Below are 23,009 nucleotides of genomic sequence, written 5' to 3' on the forward strand. Positions count from 1 at the left end.
GCAACCGGGCAGCGAGGCTGCGCTGTGCGGCCGGCGCAGGAATGCTGCTGCAGCGATTTAACGGTGGCGCGCTTGCGCTTGAACACGTTGCCATCGCACGCATGTTGCCGCCCGGGCATTGCGCCACCAGCGCCTTGGAACAGGCCGCGTCCAGGCACGACCTAGCGGCTGGTTACTCCGCCACTGCGCATTTCGCGCACAGGCCATGCACTTCCAGCGTCTGTGCCTGCGGCTGGAAACCCAGCGCCTTGGCGCGGGCTTCCAGTTGCGACACCACGTCGCGATCTTCCAGCTCCACCGCGCTGTGGCAGCGGTCGCAGATCAGGAACGGCACCGAATGCTGGGCGCTGTTGGGGTGGTGGCAGGCGACGAATGCATTGACCGATTCGAGCTTGTGCACGAAGCCGTTGGCCATGAGGAAATCCAGCGCGCGGTACACCGTGGGCGGGGCGTCGGCGCCGACGCCCTTGCCTTCGCGCACCCAGTCCAGCAGTTCATAGGCCTTGACCGGCTTGCCGGCGTCGGCGATCAGCCGCAGCACGTTCGCGCGGATCGGCGTCAGCCGTAGGCCGCGTTCGCTGCAGGCACGCTCCACTGCGCGCACGAAACCGTTGGCATCGTCGACGTGGTGATGCGGTGCAGTGCAGGCGAGGTCTGGTGCGTGGGTGTGCTTGGTCATACAGGCTCCGGCGTCAGGCCGCTCCAATCTTGATGAGTGCCGCATCGATGCGTTTCAAGGCACCCTCGCGTCCGGCCAGGTACACCGTTTGCGAAATATCCGGGCTGACCTGGGTGCCGGTGATGGCCACGCGCAGCGGCTGGGCGATCTTGCCCATGCCCAGTTCCAGCGCGGCAGCAGCGTCGTGCAGCGCAGCCGAGACGTTTTCGACGCTCCACGCATCCACGGCAGCCAGCAGCTCGCGCGCCTTGCCCAGCGGCACCTCGGCGCCAAGCTTGAGGTGTTTCATCACCGCCGCTTCGTCATAGGTTTCCAGCGGCTGGTACCAGACCACGGCTTTCTCGGCCATTTCCTTCAAGGTCTGCACGCGCTCGCGCAAGGCCACCACCACATCGGCGGCGGCCGGGCCGGCGGCGATGTCCACACCGAGCTTGGCAAGCTGGTATTCCAACTGCGGGGCGATGCTGGCCGGGTCGTCGGTCTTCAGATAATGCTGATTGACCCAGCCGAGCTTGGCCATGTCCAGGCGCGCGGCCTTGGAATTGACGTCCTTGACGTCGAACAGGTCCAGCAATTCTTGCCGGGTGAACAGCTCCTGGTCGCCATGCGACCAGCCCAGGCGCGCCAGGTAATTGATCAGCGCATGCGGCAGATAGCCGGCGTCCTTGTACTGCATGACGTCGGCCGCGCCGGTGCGCTTGGACAGCTTGGCGCCCTGCTCGTCCAGGATCATCGGCATGTGCGCGAACCTGGGCACCGGTGCGCCCAGTGCTTCGTAGATATTGATCTGGCGCGGAGTGTTGTTGATGTGGTCGTCGCCGCGGATCACCTCGGTGATGCCCATGTCCCAGTCGTCCACCACCACTGCGAAGTTGTAGGTGGGGAAGCCGTCCGGGCGGAAGATCACCATGTCGTCGAGCTCGCTGTTGGCGATCTCGATGCGCCCCTTGATCAGGTCCTCGAACACTACCGTGCCGCCGATGGGATTCTTGAAGCGGATGACCCGGTTGGGGTCGTCGCGATACGGCAGGTTCTGCTCGCGGGCAGCGCCGTTGTAACGCGGCTTTTCCTGCTTGGCCATGGCGGCCTCGCGCATGGCGTCGAGCTCTTCGCGGGTTTCGTAGGCGTAATACGCCTTGCCCTGCGCGAGCAACTGCTCGGCAACCTCCTGGTAGCGCGCGATGCGCTGGGTCTGGTAGATCGGGCCTTCGTCGTAGCCCAGGCCCAGCCAGTCCATCGCTTCCAGGATGGCGTCGATGGCCGCCTGGGTGCTGCGCTCGCGGTCGGTGTCTTCGATGCGCAGCACGAACTGCCCGCCGCGGTGGCGCGCCTCCAGCCAGCAATACAGGGCGGTGCGGGCGCCGCCGATGTGCAGGTAACCGGTGGGGCTGGGGGCGAAACGGGTGCGGCAGGTCATGGAGCGCTCGGCGGACGGGAGTCGGCCGATTTTACCTTGCGCGGCGTGGCCCTGCCCGGCCCGTGGCTCAGCGGTTGTGCAGCAGGTCGCCGTACACCACGCAATCGCCGCCGCTGCGTGCCTTGCCCGGGGCGTCGTACAGCACCAGCCAGGTGGGAATCTTGCCGGCCAGGTGCCTGGGCAGGTTGCAGATGGCCTCGGCGCGGTCGCAGTCCTTGCCATGCGGCAGCACTGCCGATTCCAGCAGGTCGTGCTGGAAGCGCACCGGTGCGCGGTTGGCGGCCAGCACGGTGCGCGCATCCGGCCATTTGAACAGGCGAATCTCGCCATTCAGCACCATTGTCGGCCCGGCGAGCAGGTACAGATCGTCGCCGGAATAATGCAGGTCGCGAATGCCCAGCCCGCCCAATTGCAGGAAGTGCTTGCGCAGCAGGGTGCCGTCTTCGTCCAGCGGTGCCAGGCGCAGATGGTCGCCATGCGCTTCCACCTGGATCTCCAGCATTGCCGACCAGCCACGCAGCACCGGCCCACGCAGGCCCAGCAGCAAGCGCTGGCCATCGACCACGATGCCTTCGATATCGAAGCCGTTGTCCTTGCCGGGAATCTTCAGGAACGGGCCGAAATGCGGGTCGTCGGCCAGCAGGTCGGTGAGTTGGTTGTGCTTGGCATCGCCCTTGAGGCGAAGTGCGCGGCGGCCGTCGGCGGCTTCGCGTACCAGCTGCGGGCTGCCGTCTTGCGCCTGCTCGATCGGCAGGCAGGCAAGCAAGCGGCGGTTGCCATCGAGCTTCAACTTGGTCAGGCGTTTGGCGTTTTCAGCGTCGTCGCGGCCGCGCTTGGCGTTCTTGCGCTTGCTGCCGTGCGAACCGACGACCCACAAGAATCCGTCCGACAGGCCCATGCCTTCCAGGTCGGCTTCCTCGCCGTCTTCGCCCGGCAGATCCAGCAGGTCCGCCAACGGAAAGCTCTGCCCTTCGCCGAAGCGCAGCGTCTCGCGCTGTACCGGATCGAGCTTGCGCAGCCGATCCACCGCGCAGGCTTCGTCGCCGGCCACCCACAGCCAGTCGTCGGTGAAGGCGGCGCCGGACAGATTGCTGTGCACCAGCGCACCGGGCGCGAATTCGAGCCGGACGCTATGCGGAATCAGGGTTTTCTTGGCCATTGGGAACCTGTGGGTGATGAATCAACCGAACGCGGCCAGCTTGGCACGCACCACATCGGCCGCCAACTGCCCCGGCCAATCGCGGTCGTTGGCCACCTGCGCCTGCGCGCGGCTGGCCTCGAACGCCGCAAAGTCCAACTCGGCCAGTGCCCACACCGTCTCGCCCTGGGTCTGCGCCAGCACGCCGTCGGCGGGGAAGCCGACATCCATTGGCGCAAACACCGCCGCGTCGCCGGTATTGATGTCCAACGCCGGGCTCCACGGCGCTTGGCCTGCAGTCACCGATTGCGCGACGAACACGCGGTTTTCCAGCGCGCGCGCCAGGCAGCCGATGCGCACGCGCATGGCGCCGGCGGCGGTGTCGGTGCAGCTGGGCACGATCAACAACCGTGCACCGGCCTCGTATTGCGCACGCACCGGCAGCGGGAACTCGCTGTCGTAGCAGATCGCGATCGCGGCGCGAATGCCGTCCAGTTCGAACACCTTCAGTTCCTCGCCCGGCTCGATCAGCCCGGTGGCCTTTTCGAAGCCGGTGAGCTGCAACTTGTCCTGCCAGCTGTGCAGGCCCTCCGGGGTGAACCAGTCGCTGCGATTGCGGTAGCGCCCCTGCCCCAGATCCAGCAGAAAACTGCCGGCAATCAGGTGCAGCCGATGTTCCCGCGCCAGGCCGGCAAACAGTTCCAGCCACGGCGCGCGCAGCGCCTGGATGGCCGCCAGCGATTCGGGCAGGCCGGCAGAAATCTGCGTGTCGAACGTTGCGCCCAGTTCCAGCGACAGATATTCGGGCAGCACCACCACCCGCGCACCGGCAGCGGCGGCTTCGGCGATCAGGGCCGACTGGCGCGCCGCAAACGCGGCGAAGTCGACTGGCTTGCCGATGGGGTATTTGGCAACGGCAATTTTCATCTGGTGGCCTTTGGGGTGTTGGATCGAAGCGGCGAAGCAATCAGACCAGCTCGCCAACGCATTGTGCAGCGATTTTGCAGACCGTTCGTGATGCTTGTCGGTGGCTGTAGGGCGCTGGCCGCACTCATTGCGACAACGCACGTGTCCACACAACCAAGCTGTGGTCGATCTCGCCATGTTGCAACTCCGCCCACTGCAGGTGCACGCGCATGCCCGGCTGCGGGGCGTAGCCACGTTTGCGCCAGAACGCATCGTTGGGACGGTAATCGGCTGGTTGGCGCGGGTCGTCGGGCGCGCGTTCCACCGAACAGAACGCGGTCGATGCAAAGCGGCCCAACGCGCGTGCATGCGCTTCGCGCCGGTCGAAAAATGCATGACCGATACCCTGCCCGCGATACGCCGGCAGCAGCACCGATTCGCCGAAATAGAACACGCCGGCCGGATCGATGCCTGCCGCACGGAACGGTGCGTGGAACGCGTCGCTGTCATCGAGCAGCGGCAAACCGGTCGATGCACCGATCACCGCATCGCCATCGCGCGCCAGCACGAAGACGCTGTCCGGCGATGCCGCATAGGCCGCCAGATAGTCGCGCTCGTATGCGGCATCGCCTTGGTACAGATACGGCCATGCGCCGAACACGCTGATGCGCAGCTGCGCCACTGCATCCAGATGCGGCAGCACCTGCGTGCCGCGCACCGTTTCCACCATTAACGAGGAGCCAGCCATGCCGCCATGGTAAGCCAGCAAGGCGTGGCTGCAATGCGATGCTTCAACGCAGCCAATGACCATGGTTCGAAATGCAGGTCTGCGGTTGTTGCCACAGCAACCACACCGCCGCTTCGTCGGTGGCCAGCAGTACCCCGAGCAGCGCATCGGTGCTGTGTGCCCAGTAGCTGCCATTGCTCAGCCGTTGCCACGGCCCATAGCTGGGTGCCCGGGCGTGGCCGGTGCGGGTGTGCTGCTGCGCTGCCGCCTGCAGGAACGCATGCCCGCCGCTGCGCAGTTGCTGCGCGGTGCGTGCGTGCAGCTGCAGGCCCACCACTCCGCGGCGCCTGTCGCGGTTCAGCGGCAAGGCCGACAGCGCCGAGCTCTCCCAAGCGTGCGGCAGCGCTGCGGGAAGCAGCGCCACCGTGTCGATACCGGCGGGCAGCAAACGCTGCGCGCGCCGGTGCAAGTGTGCCTGCGTCAGCATGCAGGCCTCAGCGCAGGCTATTGCCAAGCTCGTACCAATCGAGCTTGCGGGTGACCCACATGATGCTGGCCAGAATGCCGAACAGCAGCAACGACCCCATCAGCAGCGCGTTGTCCTCGGAGATCAACAGGCTGTAAAGCACCGCGTACAAGGCGGTGAGCATCACCGAGAAGCCAGCCGCACGGACCCAACTGCGCAACACGCCGGACAGATAGAAGAACTGCAGGCCGATACACGCCGCCGCCGACACCAGATAGGCCTGCCAGAACGCGATGTGTTCGGAAAGGCTGAGCAGCAGCAGGAAGAAGATCGCCAGCGCCAGGCCCACCAGCAGGTACTGCAACGGATGGATGGGCAGGCGCTTGATCAGCTCGAACAGCACGAAGGCCACGAAGGTCAGCACCACGAACAAGATGCCGTACTTGCTGGCGCGGTCGGCCTGGGTATACACGTCCACCGGGTCGACCAGGCGCACTTCCAGCGTATCCAGCGCCGCATGGCTGGACTGCAACTGGGTCTGCGCACCGGTGGCCAGCGACGACAGCGACCAGCTCGCATCGAAGCCCTTCGGCCCGATGCTCGGCGCATTCGGCAGGAAGCGGCCGCCGAAGGACGGGTGCTGCCAGTCCGAGCGCAGGGCGATGTCGTTGTTGTCGGCGATCGGCGCGATGGCCAGCCGGCGCGTGCCGTCCAGCACGAACTGCATGTCCACCACGTTGCCGTCCTGCAGCCGGCCGGCGAGCGGGTCGGCCAGCGGACCCAGTTGGGCGTGGATGCCGGCCGAACGGTCGGCCAGTGCGCCTGCGCCGCTCTCCAGCGCCAGTGCGCGGCCATCGACCTGCAAGCGCGGCGTGCCGACCAAGCCGCGCACGTCGGAAATACCGATTGCCAGATACGGCTGGCCATACACACGGGTCGGCGCAGCCGCGTATTCGAAGGGGTCGTACTCGGCATGCAAGGTGGCCTTCCAGGAATACACCTGCACGCGGTACAAGCCCACCTCGCGCACCGAGGGCACCATTTCGCCGCTGAGTTTCAGGCGACGCGGCGTTTGCAGCAGCGTACCTTCGCGCTTGCGCCAGACCTTGCGCTGGTTGCCCTGCTCGTCCGGCTCGGTGACCTGCACGTCTTCGGTATACGGCAGCACCCGCACCGGCGCGATGAACTGCTGCTCGCCGGCCTTGCTCTGCGCTACCCGCTCCACCGCCTCGTCGCGGTAGCGCGCCCGGTCCTGCACCGCGCCACGGATCAGGAGCAGCGGAATCAACAACAGCAGGATCAGCCCGCCGATGGTGGCGAACCGCAACAACAGTTTCAGGGATTTCATCGGCCATCCTCATCTTGGGAGGTGGCCAGGGTGCGCTGCGCCGGTGTCGGCGGTTTGAGGCGAATTTGAAGCGAATGTGAAGTGGGCAACCCGGACATCCGGCGACCGGCACTGTGACGCATTGACGAAATACGGCTTTCAACGCTCCAAAGTGCCACCCCTGCCCAAAACGGGCTTCCGTTTGATCGGCAGCACTTCGCCTGGCCGCCGCACGCAGCCACTTCACGCGTAACGATGCACGGGCAGGTGCGCAGCCCCGAATCCCTCCTTTCATCTGATCGCAGCTTCCAGTTCGCCGCGCTTCGATGAGGTCTCGAGCCGCACGCATTGCATCAGCGCTGCCGTGGCCGCACGCCCACTCGGCAGTGATTTGGCAACTGCGCACGACTGCATTCCTCTCTTAACCTGGAGCTGCCTTCCATGAACTCGCATCGTTCGCTCGCCCTTTGCCTGCTCGCCGCCCTGAGCCTGACCGCCGCCACCGCGCAGGCGGCAGTGCACGGCATGGGCCTGAAGCCTTCGTCGTTGATGCAGCCGGTCACCCCGCTGTTCGGTACCGCGAGCGTGAGCACACCGCTGCCTGCCAGTGTCGACCTGACTGCATGGGCGATCACGCCGGGCGACCAGGGCCAGGTCGATGCCTGCGTATCATGGGCGACCGCTCACACCCTGACCGGTTGGTATGCCAACGCCAACAGACAGGCCCAGACGCGCTTTGCCCCGATGTACCTGTACAGCCAGGTCAACGGCGGCGTGGATGAAGGCTCTACCCTGGAAGCGCCGCTGCAGGTCGCGCTTGCGCAGGGCATCGACACCGAGCAGCACTATTCGTGGGGCAACTACGATTGGAAACACCAACCCACTGCCGCCGACAGGGCCAACGCTGCCAGGAACCCGACGCCGTATCGCCATTACACCGTGCTGTATTCGGGCAGGGGGAATGGGGGAAGCGCCCTGATCCAACAGATCAAGCTCGCCCTTGCCTCTTCCACGCCGGTGGCGATCGGCTTCTATGTGCGCCAGGGCTTTGAAGACCTGACAGCCCAAAATCAGGTCGATTACGACACCACGACGCCGATCCTGGGCGGGCATGCGGTCATCGCGCTGGGCTACGACAGCGAAGGACTGATCGTGGAAAACAGCTGGGGCACCGCATGGGGCAACAAGGGCTTCGGCAAACTGTCCTGGTCGGTGGTCGCCAAGGATGTGATCGGCGCCGACGTGGTGTACTAGCACGGCGCGGCCACGCGCCGTGCGCTGAGTGATGCAGGCGCGGCATGTGCCCTGGCGCATGCCGCCGCCTTGAACGCGCGGCTGCCACCGGCGCCAGCCAGCCGCGACAACGGCCTGCAGCGACTCAGCCGATCGGCAGGCGCAACACCGCACGCGCACCGCCACCATCGCGGTTGCCCAGCATCACGTCCCCGCCATGCAGGCGCGCAACCTCGCGCACGAACGGCAAGCCGAGACCGGAGCTGCGCTGGCCGGTCTGCGGGCGTGCCAGCGAATAGAACCGCTCGAAGACGCGCTCGAGCGCGTAATCCGGCACGCCACTGCCGCGGTCTTCAACCAGCAACTCCCAGTGTCCGTCGCGCAGCCGCGCCTGCAGGCGTACATGGCTGTCTTGCGTCGAAAACGCGATGGCGTTTTCGAGCAGATTGATCAGTGCCTGCCTGAGCAGAAACCCATCGCCCAGTACGTGGTGATCCCCTGGCGCGCCAGCCCCTGCGTCCACCTCCACGGTGATGCCCGCCGCCGCTGCACGCAGCGCCACCGCGTCCGCCGCAGCCTGCAGCAGCCCATCAATACCGATGGGCTCGCGCTTCTGCAGCCAGCCGTGCTGCTCTACCTCGGCCAGTGCCAGCAGCTTGTCGATGGTTTCGGTGAGCCGGTGTTCCTGCGCGCGGATGGTGGCAACGAAGTGCTGGCGGTCGGCCTCCGGCATTGGCTCGGCCAACAACTCCGAGGCACCGCGAATGGCCGCCAGCGGGCTTTTCATCTCGTGCGTCAGCGACTGCACGTACTGCTCCACGTAGGCCTTGCCTTCCAGCTTGCGACGCATGCTCTCCAGCGCCTGGCCCAGATCGCCGATTTCATCGCCACGCGGTTCGGGCGGCGGTACCGGGATGCCGGCGCTCACCGCCTGCGCATAGCGATTGAGCCGGCCGATGCCACGCATCAACCACCAGGTCATCAAAATGCCGATCAACGCGGAAATGCCGATCAACCAGGCGCCGCGCTGCAGGATGTTGCGCTGGCTGGCTTCGATAAACGGGTCGATGCTGCGATTGGGTTGCGCCAGGGTCAGCACGCCGATCAGGTTGCCGGGGTCGTCCGGTGCGTAGATCGGCGCGGCCACATGCATCACCGTGGCGGCAGGGTCGCCATCGATGTCCGGGCTGGAACGCGCGCCATATTCGCCGCGCAGCGTGCGGTAGACATCGTTCCAGCGCGAGTTGTCGCGGCCCACGTCGCGGCCCTGCGAATCGAACACCACCACGCCGCGCGCATCGGTGACGGTCACGCGGTAATCCACCGTGTTCTTGCGAAAGCGCCATACCCACGCCTTGGGGTCGCGCTGCTGGGCCCTGGCCACGTTGCGCGCGAAGCGGCCATCGGCAAGCGTGCCGGCAGCCAACTCGCCACTGGCCATTTCCGCCAGCACATTGGCCGCATCCACCAGCGTGGATTCCATCGCCTGGCGCACCCCTGGCTTGACCTCGTTGACGAACACGCGCATCACGAAGAACGCGGCCAGGCCCACGATCAGGAAGAAGCCCAGGAACAGCTTGAGACCAAGCCGCATGTCAGCCCGCGGCCTCGCTCAGTTCACCACATGCGTGCCGGCGCATGCCTATACCTCCAGCGCGTAGCCAAGGCCACGGTGGGTGCGGATCGGGTCGGCCGGCACGCCGGCCAGGCGCAGCTTGCCGCGCAGCGTCTTGATATGGGTGTCGACGGTGCGATCGGCACTGTCGGCGCTGGCGTCCCAACCGCGGTCCATCAGCTGCGCACGGCTCAGGATCGCACCGGGGCGCTGCAGCAACGCTGCCAGCAGCGCGTATTCGTAACGTGTCAGCGGCAGCAGGGTCTCGCCATAGCGGATGCGGCTGCCCTCGCGATCGATCGCAAACGCGCCGTGCGGCTGCCAGCCCGATTCGGCCGGCGCGCCTGCATGGCGTCGGCGCAGGCGCGCACGCACGCGCGCCACCAGCTCGCGCGGCGAGAACGGCTTGGCCATGTAATCGTCGGCGCCCAGCTCCAGGCCGAGCACGCGGTCGATCTCGTCGTTGCGCGCGGTCAGAAAGATCACCGGCACCTGGCTGAAACTGCGCAACGTGCGGCACACCTCGAACCCGTTGATGTCCGGCAGGCCCACATCGAGGACCACCACATCGGCCGGGTCGGCGCGCAGACGCGTCAGCGCATCGCGGCCCAGCAGGCAATGCTCAGGCGCATAGCCCTCGCTGCGTAGTGCGTAGAGCACTGTATCGGCAATGGCGGCTTCGTCTTCGACGACGAGCACGCGGGCGGCAGACTCGGACATGCCGCGCAGCATACCGGCATGCGGGCACGGCCTACAGGTCGAGGTGGTCCACGCATGGCGTGGCACGACGGGCGCACACGCCGCATTGCTCGCGGCATCGCGCGGCCTCTGGATGTCGCCACCGTGCGCTTGCGCTGCGTCGCCCGCAATGGGCGGCAACAAATCGCGCCGCAGCCTCTACACTGCCGCGATGAACTATCGCCACGCCTTCCATGCCGGCAACCATGCCGACGTGCTCAAGCACATCGCCCTGCTTGCCCTGATCGACACCCTCAAGCGCAAGGACACCCCGTTCTTCGTGCTCGACACGCACGCCGGGCGCGGCCGCTACCAACTCGGGGGCGAAGAGAGCCGCAAGACCAACGAGGCCGATGCCGGCGTGATGCCGCTGATGGCAGAGGCCAGCTTGCCCGAGGTGGTCGAGCGCTATCTGCGCGCGGTACAGGCCGACAACCAAGCCGTCGCCCGCCCCGCCACGCCCGGCCAGAAGCCCACCCGCCCGACCGCCGGCATCCAGCTCAACTACTACCCCGGCTCGCCGCTGCTGGCTGCGCAAGCACTGCGCGAGCAGGACCGCATGGCATGTTGCGAACTTCAGCCCGACGAAGCCGAGGCGCTCAAGGCCCTGTTCGCCAGGGACAGCCGGGTACGCGTGCACGCTGGCGACGGCTACGCGGCCATCCGCGCCTTCCTGCCGCCACGGGCTGGCGAAACCAAGATCGGCCGTGGGCTGGTGTTGATCGACCCGCCCTACGAATCGCAGGACGCCGAATACCCGCAGATCATCCATAGCGTGCGCGAAGCGTTGGCGCGCTGGCCGCAGGCGATCTGCATGGTGTGGTACCCGATCAAGCTGCGCCGCAGCCTGCAGCCGTTCATGCGCAAGGCCGCCGCGTTGCCGGCCAAGTCGGTGCTGGTCGCCGAGCTGCAGGTGCGCCCGGACGACTCGCCGCTGCGTCTGACCGGCAGCGGGCTGCTGATCGTCAACGCGCCCTGGCAGTTCGACCAGATGCTGGCACCGGCGTTGCCGGTGCTCAAGCAGCATCTGGGCGAGCCCGGCGCCTCGACCCGGCTGGAGTGGCTGCGCCAGGACGGCTGAGCCGGCAGGCGCGTTTGCCTACCCGTCGCGGTGGGTAGGCAGGCGGCAGCGCACCACGCGCACCGCGTCGGCGGCATGGCAGGTGCCGCGAGCACCTCCAGCGCAGCGTAAACAAACGGGCGCTGCGCCGGATGCCCATGTCCCAGCAAGGCCGGGCCGGGCGACCAATGCCTTCCGGCGGCCCCGCGGCGTCCACTCGGCTGCCACAGTGCGCGCCCCATCACGCTCACGACCGGCTCACGGCTCCGCTCGTTACAGTTGTGTGAGAAGCACTGCCACCTCCTGTCGGCCCCCGGCGGCACACCGGATTCATTCACGGTTGCGCGCCGGGCTGGTGCCAGAATCTTCCGATCTTTAAGGAACACCGGTCATGGCCATTCGCAATCGCATGCCTCCCTGGCATGAAAACTTCAGCCTGCCCAATGGCCGCACCCTTCTGCTTCGCCCGATCCGTCCCGAGGATGGTCCGCCGCTGCAGGGAGCCTTCAGCCTGTTGGGACCGGAGGAAATTCGCGCGCGCTTTGTGCGCTCCTCCACCGAAATCACCCCGGAGATGGTGCAGCGCCTGACCCATCCCAACCCCAAGAGCGAGATCGTGCTGGTCGCTGCCGAGCAACTGCCGCCCGGCGAAGCGCTGGTCGGCGCGGTCGCGCGCGCCGCACTGGTGCCGGGCACCCGCCAGGCCGAATACACCATCCTGGTCAGCAGCTTCGTCGCCGGCCAGGGGCTGGGACGGCAGCTGATGCGCAAGTTGGTCAAGTGGGCACGGCGCAAGTACCTGGACTGCCTGTTCGGCGATGTGCTGCAAAGCAATGTGCCGATGCTGCAGTTGGCAGAATCGCTGGGCTTCAAGCCGCAGGCGCATCCGGAGTCGCCGGAGCTGGTGCGGATGGTGTTGGAGCTGGATGCTTGAGGGGCCGGGAATGGAGAATTGGGAATGGGGAATCGGTTTAAAGCGGGTGAGTTTTCGCCTGGTTGCAAGTCCCTTGCCTGCACACCCTCGCATGACACGCTGCAAGTACGTTTTCGTACGTGCAACGAACCGCTCTCATTTGGCCGCTAGCCAACTCTATTGTGCGGTGTCCTCGCCGATTCTGGGACCGTTGGCGGCATGGACGCGGCCATCCAACCTCCATGGATGGGTTCACGGCGTGTCCCGCGAGCGGTGAGGGCACCGCGCAATCGACCAGTACCGCGGCTTTGTGCTTCCTGAACTCGCGCCGCGCTTACGTCACGCCAGTCCCCCCCAAGGTCAGCCTGCGCGCCCCACCGCCTTTCACACCAGATGGACCGGCCGCAGCGGGGGCTCTGATAAAATCGCTGGCTGATGCCGTCGCCTACCTTCCCCTCCCCGCCGCTGCCCAAGTCCGGCCAGCTCCGCGCCTACTGGCGCGCTCCGTCCTCTCCTACTGCGCTGGCCTGGTCGATTGCGCGGGCAGCCGAAGCGCATGCCGGCCCGTTGCTGGTCATCGCACGCGATAATCAGAGCGCGCACCAGATCGAAGCCGATCTGCATGCCTTGCTCGGCGAACAGGCGGCACTGCCGGTGGTGCCGTTTCCCGATTGGGAAACCCTGCCCTACGACCAGTTCAGCCCGCATCCGGAAATCATCAGCCAGCGGCTGGCCGCCCTGCACCGCCTGCCCGGCCTGACCCGCGGCGTGGTGATCGTGCCGGTGCAGACCTTGCTGCAGCAGCTGGCGCCGCTGAGCTACATCGTCGGCGGCAGCTTCGATCTCACCGTTGGCCAGCGGCTGGATCTGGATGCGGAAAAGCGTCGCCTGGAAAGCGCCGGCTACCGCAATGTGCCGCAGGTGATGGACCCGGGCGATTTCGCGGTGCGCGGGGGCCTGCTGGACGTGTTTCCGATGGGCGCGGACACGCCATTGCGCGTCGAGCTGCTGGATGAGGACATCGATTCGATCCGCGTGTTCGACCCGGAATCGCAGCGCTCGCTGGACAAGGTGGACGCGGTCAAGATGCTGCCGGGCCGCGAAGTGCCGATGGACGATGCCAGTGTGGAGCGCGTGCTGGCCTGCCTGCGCGAACGCTTCGACGTGGATACCCGGCGCAGCGCGCTGTACCAGGACCTGAAATCCGGGCTGGCGCCATCGGGCATCGAGTATTACCTGCCGATGTTCTTCGCCAAGACCGCAACGCTGTTCGATTACCTGGACAAGCGCGTGCTGCCGGTGATCGCCACCGGCGTGTCCAACGCCGCCGACGCCTTCTGGGCCCAGGCGCAGAACCGCTACGAACAGCGCCGCCACGATGTGGAGCGCCCGCTGCTGCCGCCGGACGAGCTATACCAATCGCCGGATGCACTGCGCGAGCGGCTCAACAAGCTGGCGCGTATCGAAGTATGGGCCAGCGATCATGCGCGCATCGATGAGGCCGCCCCGCTCGGCGACCAACCGTTGCCGCCGCTGCCGGTGGCCGCAAAGGACGCGCCGGCCGGCCAGGCGCTGGCGACGTTCCTGAGCCATTATCCGGGCCGCGTGCTGATCGCTGCCGATTCGGCCGGCCGCCGCGAAGCCTTGATGGAAGTGCTGGCCGCCGCGCAGTTGAAACCGGAGCTGGTCGCCGATGTGCCGGCGTTCCTGGCGGGCACGCTGCGTTTTGCCATCACCGTGGCGCCGCTGGAGGACGGCTTTGCGCTGGATCAACCGCAGATTGCGCTGCTGACCGAGCGCCAACTGTTCCCGGAGCGGGCCAATCAGCCGCGCCGCACGCGTCGGGTCGGACGCGAGCCGGAAGCGATCATCCGCGATCTGGGCGAACTGTCCGAAGGCGCGCCGATCGTGCACGAGGATCATGGCGTGGGCCGTTACCGCGGCCTGATCGTGCTCGATGCCGGCGGCATGCCCGGCGAGTTCCTGGAAATCGAATACGCCAAGGGCGACCGGCTCTATGTGCCGGTGGCGCAGTTGCACCTGATCAGCCGTTATTCCGGCGCCTCGGCCGAGACCGCGCCGCTGCATTCGTTGGGCGGCGAGCAGTGGACCCGTGCCAAGCGCAAGGCTGCCGAGAAGGTGCGCGACGTGGCCGCCGAACTGCTGGAGATCCAGGCACGTCGCCGTGCACGCGCCGGCCTGGCGTTGCAGGTGGACCGCGCAATGTACGAGCCGTTCGCGGCCGGATTTCCGTTCGAGGAAACCGGCGACCAGTTGGCCGCCATCGATGCGACGCTGCGCGATCTGGGCAGCAGCCAACCGATGGACCGCGTGGTGTGCGGCGACGTGGGCTTCGGCAAGACCGAAGTTGCGGTGCGTGCGGCGTTTGCCGCCGCCAGCGCCGACAAACAGGTCGCCGTGCTGGTGCCCACCACGTTGCTGGCCGAGCAGCACTACCGCAATTTCCGCGACCGCTTCGCCGATTACCCGATGAAGGTGGAAGTGCTGTCGCGCTTCAAGAGCACCAAGGAAATCAAGGCCGAACTGGAAAAGGTCGCCAGCGGCGAGATCGACGTCATCATCGGCACGCACCGTTTGTTGCAGCCGGATGTGAAGTTCAAGGATCTCGGCCTGGTCGTGGTCGACGAAGAACAGCGCTTTGGCGTGCGCCAGAAGGAAGCGCTCAAGGCGATGCGTGCCAACGTGCACCTGCTCACGCTCACCGCCACGCCGATCCCGCGCACGCTCAACATGGCCATGGCCGGCCTGCGCGATCTGTCGATCATCGCCACCCCGCCGCCGAACCGCCTGGCGGTGCAGACCTTCATTACTGCCTGGGACAACACGCTGCTGCGCGAAGCCTTCCAGCGCGAACTCAGTCGCGGTGGTCAGCTGTATTTCCTGCATAACGATGTGGAAAGCATCGTGCGCATGCAGCGCGATCTGTCGGAACTGGTGCCGGAAGCGCGCATCGGTATCGCGCATGGGCAGATGCCCGAGCGCGAGCTGGAACGGGTGATGCTGGATTTCCAGAAGCAGCGCTTCAACGTGTTGCTGTCGACCACGATCATCGAATCGGGCATCGACATTCCCAATGCCAACACCATCATCATCAACCGCGCCGACCGCTTTGGCCTGGCGCAGTTGCACCAGTTGCGCGGCCGCGTGGGCCGCTCGCATCACCGCGCCTACGCGTACCTGGTGGTGCCGGATCGCCGCTCGATGACCTCAGATGCAGAAAAGCGCCTGGAAGCGATTGCCTCGATGGACGAGCTCGGCGCCGGCTTCACCCTGGCCACGCACGACCTGGAAATCCGCGGCGCCGGCGAATTGCTGGGCGAAGACCAGAGCGGCCAGATGGCCGAAGTCGGTTTCAGCCTCTACACCGAACTGCTCGAGCGCGCAGTGCGCAGCATCCGCCAGGGCAAGCTGCCCGACCTGGATGCCGGCGAAGAAGTGCGCGGTGCCGACGTCGAACTGCACGTGGCCTCGCTGATTCCCGAGGATTATCTGCCCGACGTGCACACACGCCTGACCTTGTACAAGCGCATTTCCAGCGCACGCGACCCCGATGCGCTGCGCGAACTGCAGGTGGAGATGATCGACCGCTTCGGCTTGCTGCCGGACCCGGTCAAGCATCTGTTCGCCATCGCCGAGCTCAAGCTGCAGGCCAATGCGCTGGGCGTGCGCAAGCTGGACCTGGGCGAAAACGGCGGGCGGCTGGTGTTCGAGGCCAAGCCGGCGATCGACCCGATGACCATCATCCAGATGATCCAGAAACAGCCGAAGATCTACACGATGGATGGCCCGGACAAGCTGCGCATCAAGTTGCCGATGCCCGAAGGCGCCGACCGTTTCAATGCGGCACGCGGCCTGTTGGCGGCATTGTCACCGGGCTGAAGCGCTGCGGCGCCGGCAAGCGGCGACCGCACCGAGCACGATCACCACGTATAAAACGCGACCGGGCAGGCGGGCAATCCTCCGCCTGGTCGCATTTGCCAGTCATGACTACCGCAGCCTGCGCGCCGCGCATCCGGTTTGGATAAAAGCGCCCGCCGGTGCTTCACGCGCGCACAAGCCGGGGCGTCACCTGCAACGCCGTGCCGGAACGGGGCGAACTGTCCGACGTGACAGGCTCGATCAGTCCCCCTGAGCCTGCTTCCGACAAAGCTGAGCAATTAATCCACAGGCGGTGACGGGTTTCGCAAATCCGTCATTGCGCTGAATTTTGCCTAAATATTTCCAAAAGGCGCCGATACCTGCATAGACCGGCATGGCCCGTGTGCAGCGCTGCTCACACCCGTCCAGGCCGTTGCGACCTTCCCAGGCCATGGTACGCACCCGTGCGCCATCGCACCGCTTGAGGCACCAATGAACACGCCACTGTCCGATCTACCCGCGCCGCTGACCCTTGCCCTGGAGGGCGAGATGACCATTCGTCGCGCGGCCGAGCTCAAGCCGTTGCTGCAGCCGGCCTTGCTGCATCCGGGTGGATTGCATCTGGACCTGGCCGCCGTCAGCGAGATCGATACCACCGGCCTGCAATTGTTGCTGGCCACCAAGCAGGCGATCCAGGCCGATGGCCGGCCGTTTTCGCTGACCGATTCCAGCCGTGCGGTGGTCGATGTCATCGAGCTGCTCGGCCTGCTCGAGGCCCTGTACCCGCATGCGGTTGCAGGCCTGGGCGAACGAATTCACTAACGGACTGGTGACGCGCGCATGGACATGAACCAGCTGATGCAGACCTTCCTGGCCGAGAGCCGGGACCTGCTCGAAGACATGGAACGTCATCTGCTCGAAGCCGAGCGCGGCGAACCGTCGCCGGATGCGGTCAATGCCATCTTCCGCGCCGCGCACACCATCAAGGGCTCCGGCGGCCTGTTCGACCTGCCGCAGCTGGTCGGCTTCACCCATGTGGTGGAGAGCGTGCTGGATCTGGTACGCGACGAAGCGCTGAGCTTGAGCTCGGAACTGATCGGGCTGCTGCTGGTGTGCTGCGACCATATCCATGCCTTGGTGGAAACCGCCGCAGACCCGAGCCACGCCGACCCGGTCGCGCTGGCCGCCGAAGCCGAACCACTGCTGGCGCAATTACAGACGTATCTGCAACGCAGCGCCTGCGGCGTCACTGCAGCCGCGGTTGCGCAAGGCGCACCGGAAAAGCAGAGTGGTTACTGGCGGATCACCCTGAAACTGTTCGCCGACGCACTGCGCTTCGGCAATTCGCCGCTCAAGCTGATTCGCAACCTGCGCAGCCTGGGCTCGGTCGAATCGATCACCACCGATATCAGCCAGCTGCCGGCATTCGACGACCTCGATCCGGAAGCCAACTACCTGGGCTTCCAGATCCTGCTGCGCAGCGATGCCGACCGCGCGGCCATCGAAGAGGTGTTCGAATTCGTCCGCGAAGATTGCGATCTGGAGATCGTGTCGGTTCCGGCGCCATCCGACGCCGCTGAATTGCTCAGCGCCGAAGCGGCAGCCAGCCCCACGCCGAACAAGCCGCTTGCTGCAGTACCCAGCGCCGCTTCGGCCCCAGGCCGTGCCGCGCCGGACGCTGCCGCGCGCAGCGCCGACGCGCGTTCCATCCGCGTGGATGCCGACAAGCTCGATCGCATGATCGATCTGGTCGGCGAACTCATCATCGCCGTGTCCAGCACGAGTGCCAATGCGCAACGCACCGGCGATGCGCAGTTGCTTGAATCGGCCTCGATCCTGGCTGGCCTGGTCGAAGACGTGCGCGAAAGCGCGTTGCAGCTGCGCATGGTCAAGATCGGCGGCACATTCAGCCGCTTCCAGCGCGTGGTGCACGACGTGGCGCGCGAACTGGGCAAGGACATCGCGCTGGTGGTGGCCGGCGAAGACACCGAACTGGACAAGTCGGTGGTGGAAAAGATCGGCGACCCGCTCACCCATCTGGTGCGCAACGCGATGGACCACGGGATCGAGCCGGCAGACGTGCGCGTGGCGCGCGGCAAGCCTGCGCGTGGCACCGTCGGGCTCAACGCATATCACGACTCCGGCAGCATCGTCATCCAGATCACCGACGACGGTGGCGGCTTGAACCGCGACCGCATCCTGGCCAAGGCGCTCGAACGTGGCCTGATCGAACCAGGCCGCCAACTCAGCGACCGCGACGTCTTCGCGATGATCTTCGAACCGGGTTTCTCCACGGCGGAAAAGGTCACCAATCTGTCCGGGCGCGGCGTGGGCATGGACGTGGTCAAGCGCAACATCACCGCACTGCGCGGCACGGTCGAGATCGACAGCGCCGCCGGCGTGGGCACCACCATCTCGGTGCGCCTGCCGCTGACGCTGGCCATCATCAACGGTTTCCAGGTCGGCGTGGGCAAATCGGTCTTCGTGGTGCCGCTGGACGTGGTCGAAGAGTGCGTGGAGTTCACCCCCGACTACGCCAGCGACTACATCGACCTGCGCGGCAGCGTGTTGCCCTACGTGCGCCTGCGCGAACTGTTCGCGCTGGGCGGCAAGACGCCCTCGCGCGAAAGCATCGTGGTGATCCGGCAGGGCGCACAGCGCTTCGGCCTGGTGGTGGACACCCTGCTCGGCGAATGGCAGACGGTGATCAAGCCGCTGTCCAAGGTGTTCGCGCAGGTCAAAGGCATCAGCGGCTCGAGCATTCTGGGAAGCGGCGATGTCGCACTGATTCTGGATGTGCCCAGCCTGATTCAGCAGTTGCATCCCAACCAGGACGCGTTGGCGGCCTGAACGCCCGCGCCATCGCTCCGTCCGAACCGTCGTTTGTCGTTACCTGACCCCAGGAAGCTACCGTCATGTCACACCGTCTACCGATCGCTACGCAGTTGTGGTTCACCGCCGCGCTTGCAATCGCCCTGCCCGTTGTCGTGGTCGTCGCCGGCGTGGCGCTGGCGCTCTCGCACGCAGCCTTGCTGGGCACCAGCCTGGTTGCAGCATTGATCAGCGGCGCCTTGCTGGTCTGGGCAATCCGTATCGCCAGCGCGTCGCTGGAGATGGCCACCACCATGCTGGACGCGTTCTCGCGCGGCAACTTCGATGTGGCGCTGCCGCAGGTGCGCGACGACCAGGCCAGCGATGTCCTGCGCGGGCTGCGCAAGGTGCAGAGCGGCATCCGCCATGTCAACGAGGAAATCAATCGCGTTTCGCGCGAACACGATGCCGGCGAGATCGACGCGCGCATCGACGTGGCGCGCTTCGAAGGCGATTTCCGCGCAATGGGCGACGGCATCAACCGCATGGTGGCCAGCCATATCGCCGTCAAGAAGCAGGCGATGGCCTGTGTGGCCGAGTTCGGTCGCGGGAACTTCTCCGCCGAACTGGAACGGTTGCCGGGCAAGAAGGCCTTCATCAACGAGATCGTCGACCAGATCCGCGGCAACCTCACCGGCATGGTCGCCGAGGTCAATCGCATGTCGGCCGAGCACGATGCCGGCGATATCGATGTGGTCATCGACACCCAGCGCTTCACCGGCGATTTCCGTCGCATGGCCGAAGGCATCAACGCGATGGTGGCCAGCCATATCGCGGTCAAGAAGCAAGCCATTGCCTGCGTCAGCGAATTCGGCCGCGGCAACTTCACCGCACAGCTGCCATTGCTGCCGGGCAAGAAGCGCTTCATCAACGACACCATCGAACAGGTACGCGGCAACCTCACCGGCCTGATCGCCGAGATCAACCACATGTCGGCCGAACATGAAGCCGGCGATATCGACGTGGTCATCGACAGCAGCCGCTTCGATGGCGACTTCCGCAGCATGGCGCTGGGCATCAACCAGATGGTGGGCGCGCATATCGCGGTCAAGAAGCTGGCGATGGGCGTGGTGGCCGAATTCGGCCGCGGTAATTTCGATGCACCGCTGGCGCAGCTGCCGGGCAAGAAGGCCTTCATCAACGACACCGTGGAGCGCGCGCGCGGCAACCTGCGCAGCATTTCCGAAGTGATCCAGGTCATGGGCGCGATGGCCGAAGGCGACCTCACCCACACCGTGGAAGGCCGCTACGAAGGCGCCTTCGCCGACATGCAGCGCTACGTCAACACCACCATGAGCCGCCTCACCGAGATCGTCGATGAGGTCAACCGCAACGCCGAAAACCTGGCCAGTGCGTCGGAAGAGGTCAGCGCCACCGCGCAGGCGCTGGCCCAGGCCGCCAGCGAACAGGCGGCCGGCGTGGAAGAAACCAGCGCCTCGCTGGAGCAGATGACCGCCTCCATCGCACAGAACACCGAAAACGCGCGCGTCACCGACAGCATGGCGGCCAAGGCGGCCAGCGAAGCGGCCGACGGTGGAGACACCGTGCGCGCCACCGTGGTGGCGATGAAGGACATCGCCAAGAAGATCGGCATCATCGACGACATCGCGTATCAGACCAACCTGCTGGCGCTCAATGCCGCCATCGAAGCCGCGCGCGCCGGCGAACACGGCAAGGGCTTTGCGGTGGTCGCCGCCGAAGTGCGCAAACTGGCCGAGCGCAGCCAGATCGCTGCGCAGGAAATCGGCGAAGTGGCCGAATCCAGCGTGGAACTGGCCGAAAGCGCCGGCCGCGTGCTCGGCGAGATGGTGCCTTCGATCCGCCGCACCTCCGACCTGGTGCAGGAAATCGCCGCCGCTTCCGAAGAACAGACCGCCGGTGTCAGCCAGATCAACACCGCCGTGGGGCAATTGAACCAGACCACCCAATCGGCCGCCGCCAATGCCGAAGAACTGGCCGCCACCTCGGAAGAGATGAGCGCGCAGGCCGAACAGCTGCAGCAGCTGATGGGCTTCTTCCGGCTGGGCAATGGCGGCCGCGGCGCCGCGTCGGGCAGCAACAGGCAGGGTCCGCGCAGGATCGCCGCGCATGCGCCTGCCACGGTGAGCAGCGCGCAGCCACGACGCACCAACGTGCGCCAGCTCAGTGCGGTGGCCGCCACCGCCGATGCGATCGACGAATCGCAATTCGCCAGCTTCTGAGGAGCCGACGATGCAAGCGCTTCCTGCAACCGACCGCCAGGTGCCGTCCTCGACGGCGCCGCAGCAATACCTCACGTTTTTGCTGGGTGGGGAAATGTTCGGCTTGGGCATCCTGGGCATCAAGGAAATCATCGAATACCGCGTGCCGACCGATGTGCCGATGATGCCGCCGGCACTGCGCGGGGTGATCAATCTGCGCGGTGCGGTGGTGCCGGTGGTGGATCTGCAGCAACGCTTCGGCCGCAACGCCAGCGCGATCACCAAGCGCAGCTGCATCGTGATCGTGGAGATCGCGCATGGCCAGCTGCATCAGGTGCTCGGGCTCCTGGTGGATGCGGTCAGCGAAGTGCTGGAAATCGCGCCGGCCGACATCGTCGACACGCCCAGCTTCGGCGCCGGCATCGCGCGCGACTTCATCCACGCCATGGGCAAGATCGGCGAGCGCTTCGTGATCCTGCTCGATGCCGATGCCGTGCTGGGCAACGACACGCTCGCCCAGCTGCCGGCCGCCGAGCTGGCGGCCTGACCTCACGCATGCACTCAAGGACTCCCATGCGCCCCGCCCTTCTCTCCTGCAACTGCACGCTGGCCGGCCCGGTCCTGGTCGTGGACGACAGCGTGGTCCAGCGCGAACACGCCATGGCGCTGTGTCGCCAGCTCGGCGCAAGCGTGGTCGACGGTGCCGTCGACGGAAACGCGGCACTGGAATGGCTGACGCGCGCCCAGGCGCCATCGTTGTTGCTGGTGGATCTGGAAATGCCGGGCATGGACGGCGTGCAGTTGCTCGACGCCCTGGCGCGGGGCAAATACAGCGTGCCGGTGGTAGTGGTCTCGCAACGCGGCGGTGCCTTGATCGATGCGGTGATGCAACTCAGCCGCAGTGCCGGCGTGCGCGTGCTCGGCGGCATCGAAAAGCCGATGAACCTGCAAGATCTGGCCACCGTGCTGGATTGCGAACCGGAGCCGGCCGCCGATGCACCGGCATTCGCGCCGGTGGCGATCTCGCCGCTGATGTCCAGCGGTGGTGCCGCCGCCTCGCGGCTGGACCGTGCCATGCGCCGCGGCGAGATCCGTGTGGCCTACCAACCCAAGCTCGACCTGAAGGACGGCCGCCTGCGTGGCGTGGAAGCGCTCGCACGTTGGCGCCGCCCGCAAGGCGACATGATCGGCCCGGACCGTTTCATTCCGCTGGCCGAACGCGAAGGCTTGATCCACGCGTTGACGCAGCAGGTCATCGACAAGGCCATCGCGCAATTGGTGGACTGGCGCGCCGAAGGCTTCGACCTGAGCCTGGCCTTGAACCTCTCGCCCCGGCTCTTGGGCGAAGACCATTTTCTCGAAGAGCTGTGCGCCAAGCTGGGCGAGAACGGCCTGAGCCCGGCCAACCTGGTGCTGGAACTCACCGAAAGCGCCATCGTGGAGCCGGCCAATGCGCTGAGCATGCTGGCGCGTTTGCGCCTGCACGGGTTCGGCCTGTCCATCGACGACTACGGCACCGGCTTCTCCTCGCTGCAGCGGCTGGCCAGCATTCCCTTCACCGAACTCAAGCTGGACCGCAGCTTCGTGCATGCAGCGCATCGCAGCCGCAGCCAGCGCACCGTGCTCGAATCGACGCTGGAGCTGGCGCATCGGCTTGAGCTCACTGCCGTGGCCGAAGGCGTGGAAACGCCCGACGACTGGCGCCTGCTGCGCGAACTTGGCTGCGACTTGGCACAAGGCTATCTGATGGCCTCGCCGATGCCCGGGCCGATGCTGTCGGAGTGGTGGCGCGAACACGCCATGCGCATCGCACGCCTGAGCGACAGCACGTTCCACAGCGATACGGATGTGGCCTGAGCC

18 protein-coding genes are annotated in these 23,009 nt (G+C 66.2%); 9 read left to right on the forward strand and 9 right to left on the reverse strand.

The genetic code is table 11. The annotated features are described in order from the left end of the window. Window positions 1–172 precede the first annotated feature (172 nt). The 7 genes from HLH45_RS18565 to creD all read right to left on the reverse strand — a co-directional run bounded on the left by HLH45_RS18565 (window position 173) and on the right by creD (window position 6,681). Window positions 173–679: a transcriptional repressor gene (locus HLH45_RS18565; protein ID WP_005912830.1), complete on the reverse strand. Its 507-nt coding sequence runs from the start codon at window positions 677–679 to the stop codon at window positions 173–175. 13 nt (window positions 680–692) lie between these two features. After that, the gene (gltX, locus tag HLH45_RS18570) at window positions 693–2,096 is read right to left on the reverse strand and encodes a glutamate--tRNA ligase (protein ID WP_008576091.1); all 1,404 of its coding nucleotides are present in this window, start codon (window positions 2,094–2,096) and stop codon (window positions 693–695) included. Between the two features lie 67 nt (window positions 2,097–2,163). Further along, window positions 2,164–3,255 (reverse strand): DUF3616 domain-containing protein, encoded by a 1,092-nt coding sequence (locus HLH45_RS18575; protein ID WP_008576092.1) that lies wholly within the window; start codon window positions 3,253–3,255, stop codon window positions 2,164–2,166. Window positions 3,256–3,276: 21 nt separating this feature from the next. Continuing rightward, window positions 3,277–4,161, reverse strand: a complete 885-nt coding sequence (locus HLH45_RS18580) for a carbon-nitrogen hydrolase family protein (RefSeq protein WP_008576093.1) — start codon at window positions 4,159–4,161, stop codon at window positions 3,277–3,279. Window positions 4,162–4,285: 124 nt separating this feature from the next. Continuing rightward, window positions 4,286–4,888: a GNAT family N-acetyltransferase gene (locus tag HLH45_RS18585; protein ID WP_029819849.1), complete on the reverse strand. Its 603-nt coding sequence runs from the start codon at window positions 4,886–4,888 to the stop codon at window positions 4,286–4,288. Window positions 4,889–4,931: 43 nt separating this feature from the next. Continuing rightward, window positions 4,932–5,354, reverse strand: coding sequence for a hypothetical protein (locus HLH45_RS18590; protein ID WP_008576095.1), 423 nt, complete (start codon window positions 5,352–5,354; stop codon window positions 4,932–4,934). Window positions 5,355–5,361: 7 nt separating this feature from the next. After that, complete coding sequence (creD, locus tag HLH45_RS18595) at window positions 5,362–6,681, reverse strand: cell envelope integrity protein CreD (protein ID WP_008576096.1); 1,320 nt, start codon at window positions 6,679–6,681, stop codon at window positions 5,362–5,364. A gap of 420 nt (window positions 6,682–7,101) precedes the next feature. Here creD and HLH45_RS18600 point away from each other — a divergent pair, with 420 nt between their 5' ends. Further along, complete coding sequence (locus tag HLH45_RS18600; RefSeq protein ID WP_008576097.1) at window positions 7,102–7,914, forward strand: C1 family peptidase; 813 nt, start codon at window positions 7,102–7,104, stop codon at window positions 7,912–7,914. Between the two features lie 124 nt (window positions 7,915–8,038). On the opposite strand, the gene creC is transcribed toward HLH45_RS18600, so the two are convergent. Then, a complete protein-coding gene (creC, locus tag HLH45_RS18605; RefSeq protein WP_008576099.1) occupies window positions 8,039–9,487 on the reverse strand; it encodes a two-component system sensor histidine kinase CreC in 1,449 nt (482 codons plus the stop codon). Window positions 9,488–9,535: 48 nt separating this feature from the next. Then, window positions 9,536–10,240, reverse strand: coding sequence for a two-component system response regulator CreB (gene creB, locus HLH45_RS18610; RefSeq protein ID WP_008576101.1), 705 nt, complete (start codon window positions 10,238–10,240; stop codon window positions 9,536–9,538). A gap of 178 nt (window positions 10,241–10,418) precedes the next feature. Between creB and HLH45_RS18615 the strand changes: the two genes are divergently transcribed. From HLH45_RS18615 to HLH45_RS18650, 8 genes are all read left to right on the forward strand, one after another. Further along, entirely contained in the window at window positions 10,419–11,327 is a 909-nt protein-coding gene (locus HLH45_RS18615) for a 23S rRNA (adenine(2030)-N(6))-methyltransferase RlmJ (protein ID WP_033479057.1), read from the forward strand. 370 nt (window positions 11,328–11,697) lie between these two features. Beyond that, the gene (locus tag HLH45_RS18620; RefSeq protein WP_003488532.1) at window positions 11,698–12,240 is read left to right on the forward strand and encodes a GNAT family N-acetyltransferase; all 543 of its coding nucleotides are present in this window, start codon (window positions 11,698–11,700) and stop codon (window positions 12,238–12,240) included. A 414-nt stretch (window positions 12,241–12,654) separates the two neighbouring features. Beyond that, a complete protein-coding gene (gene mfd / locus HLH45_RS18625; protein WP_033479041.1) occupies window positions 12,655–16,119 on the forward strand; it encodes a transcription-repair coupling factor in 3,465 nt (1,154 codons plus the stop codon). Between the two features lie 471 nt (window positions 16,120–16,590). Then, entirely contained in the window at window positions 16,591–16,920 is a 330-nt protein-coding gene (locus tag HLH45_RS18630) for an STAS domain-containing protein (protein WP_003488096.1), read from the forward strand. An 18-nt stretch (window positions 16,921–16,938) separates the two neighbouring features. Beyond that, window positions 16,939–18,948 (forward strand): chemotaxis protein CheA, encoded by a 2,010-nt coding sequence (locus tag HLH45_RS18635; protein WP_008576106.1) that lies wholly within the window; start codon window positions 16,939–16,941, stop codon window positions 18,946–18,948. A 65-nt stretch (window positions 18,949–19,013) separates the two neighbouring features. Next, on the forward strand, window positions 19,014–21,170 hold the full coding sequence (locus HLH45_RS18640) for a methyl-accepting chemotaxis protein (protein WP_046931896.1): 2,157 nt from the start codon (window positions 19,014–19,016) through the stop codon (window positions 21,168–21,170). Between the two features lie 10 nt (window positions 21,171–21,180). Then, the gene (locus HLH45_RS18645) at window positions 21,181–21,696 is read left to right on the forward strand and encodes a chemotaxis protein CheW (protein ID WP_008571302.1); all 516 of its coding nucleotides are present in this window, start codon (window positions 21,181–21,183) and stop codon (window positions 21,694–21,696) included. A gap of 26 nt (window positions 21,697–21,722) precedes the next feature. After that, entirely contained in the window at window positions 21,723–23,006 is a 1,284-nt protein-coding gene (locus tag HLH45_RS18650; RefSeq protein ID WP_008571301.1) for an EAL domain-containing response regulator, read from the forward strand. The last annotated feature ends 3 nt before the right edge of the window (window positions 23,007–23,009 follow it).

It is taken from the genome of Xanthomonas euvesicatoria, from assembly GCF_013112235.1.
Lineage (GTDB): Bacteria > Pseudomonadota > Gammaproteobacteria > Xanthomonadales > Xanthomonadaceae > Xanthomonas > Xanthomonas euvesicatoria.

What these genes read in the sequence shown, in the direction of transcription:
- HLH45_RS18580 (WP_008576093.1), bottom strand. Translation starts at nt 4,161, where the DNA reads ATGAAAATTGCCGTTGCCAAATACCCCATCGGCAAGCCAGTCGACTTC.
- HLH45_RS18615 (WP_033479057.1), top strand. Translation starts at nt 10,419, where the DNA reads ATGAACTATCGCCACGCCTTCCATGCCGGCAACCATGCCGACGTGCTC.
- HLH45_RS18575 (WP_008576092.1), bottom strand. Translation starts at nt 3,255, where the DNA reads ATGGCCAAGAAAACCCTGATTCCGCATAGCGTCCGGCTCGAATTCGCG.
- HLH45_RS18585 (WP_029819849.1), bottom strand. Translation starts at nt 4,888, where the DNA reads ATGGCTGGCTCCTCGTTAATGGTGGAAACGGTGCGCGGCACGCAGGTG.
- HLH45_RS18600 (WP_008576097.1), top strand. Translation starts at nt 7,102, where the DNA reads ATGAACTCGCATCGTTCGCTCGCCCTTTGCCTGCTCGCCGCCCTGAGC.
- HLH45_RS18635 (WP_008576106.1), top strand. Translation starts at nt 16,939, where the DNA reads ATGGACATGAACCAGCTGATGCAGACCTTCCTGGCCGAGAGCCGGGAC.
- HLH45_RS18565 (WP_005912830.1), bottom strand. Translation starts at nt 679, where the DNA reads ATGACCAAGCACACCCACGCACCAGACCTCGCCTGCACTGCACCGCAT.
- HLH45_RS18590 (WP_008576095.1), bottom strand. Translation starts at nt 5,354, where the DNA reads ATGCTGACGCAGGCACACTTGCACCGGCGCGCGCAGCGTTTGCTGCCC.
- creB (WP_008576101.1), bottom strand. Translation starts at nt 10,240, where the DNA reads ATGCTGCGCGGCATGTCCGAGTCTGCCGCCCGCGTGCTCGTCGTCGAA.
- mfd (WP_033479041.1), top strand. Translation starts at nt 12,655, where the DNA reads ATGCCGTCGCCTACCTTCCCCTCCCCGCCGCTGCCCAAGTCCGGCCAG.
- HLH45_RS18630 (WP_003488096.1), top strand. Translation starts at nt 16,591, where the DNA reads ATGAACACGCCACTGTCCGATCTACCCGCGCCGCTGACCCTTGCCCTG.
- HLH45_RS18640 (WP_046931896.1), top strand. Translation starts at nt 19,014, where the DNA reads ATGTCACACCGTCTACCGATCGCTACGCAGTTGTGGTTCACCGCCGCG.
- HLH45_RS18650 (WP_008571301.1), top strand. Translation starts at nt 21,723, where the DNA reads ATGCGCCCCGCCCTTCTCTCCTGCAACTGCACGCTGGCCGGCCCGGTC.
- HLH45_RS18645 (WP_008571302.1), top strand. Translation starts at nt 21,181, where the DNA reads ATGCAAGCGCTTCCTGCAACCGACCGCCAGGTGCCGTCCTCGACGGCG.
- creC (WP_008576099.1), bottom strand. Translation starts at nt 9,487, where the DNA reads ATGCGGCTTGGTCTCAAGCTGTTCCTGGGCTTCTTCCTGATCGTGGGC.
- creD (WP_008576096.1), bottom strand. Translation starts at nt 6,681, where the DNA reads ATGAAATCCCTGAAACTGTTGTTGCGGTTCGCCACCATCGGCGGGCTG.
- HLH45_RS18620 (WP_003488532.1), top strand. Translation starts at nt 11,698, where the DNA reads ATGGCCATTCGCAATCGCATGCCTCCCTGGCATGAAAACTTCAGCCTG.
- gltX (WP_008576091.1), bottom strand. Translation starts at nt 2,096, where the DNA reads ATGACCTGCCGCACCCGTTTCGCCCCCAGCCCCACCGGTTACCTGCAC.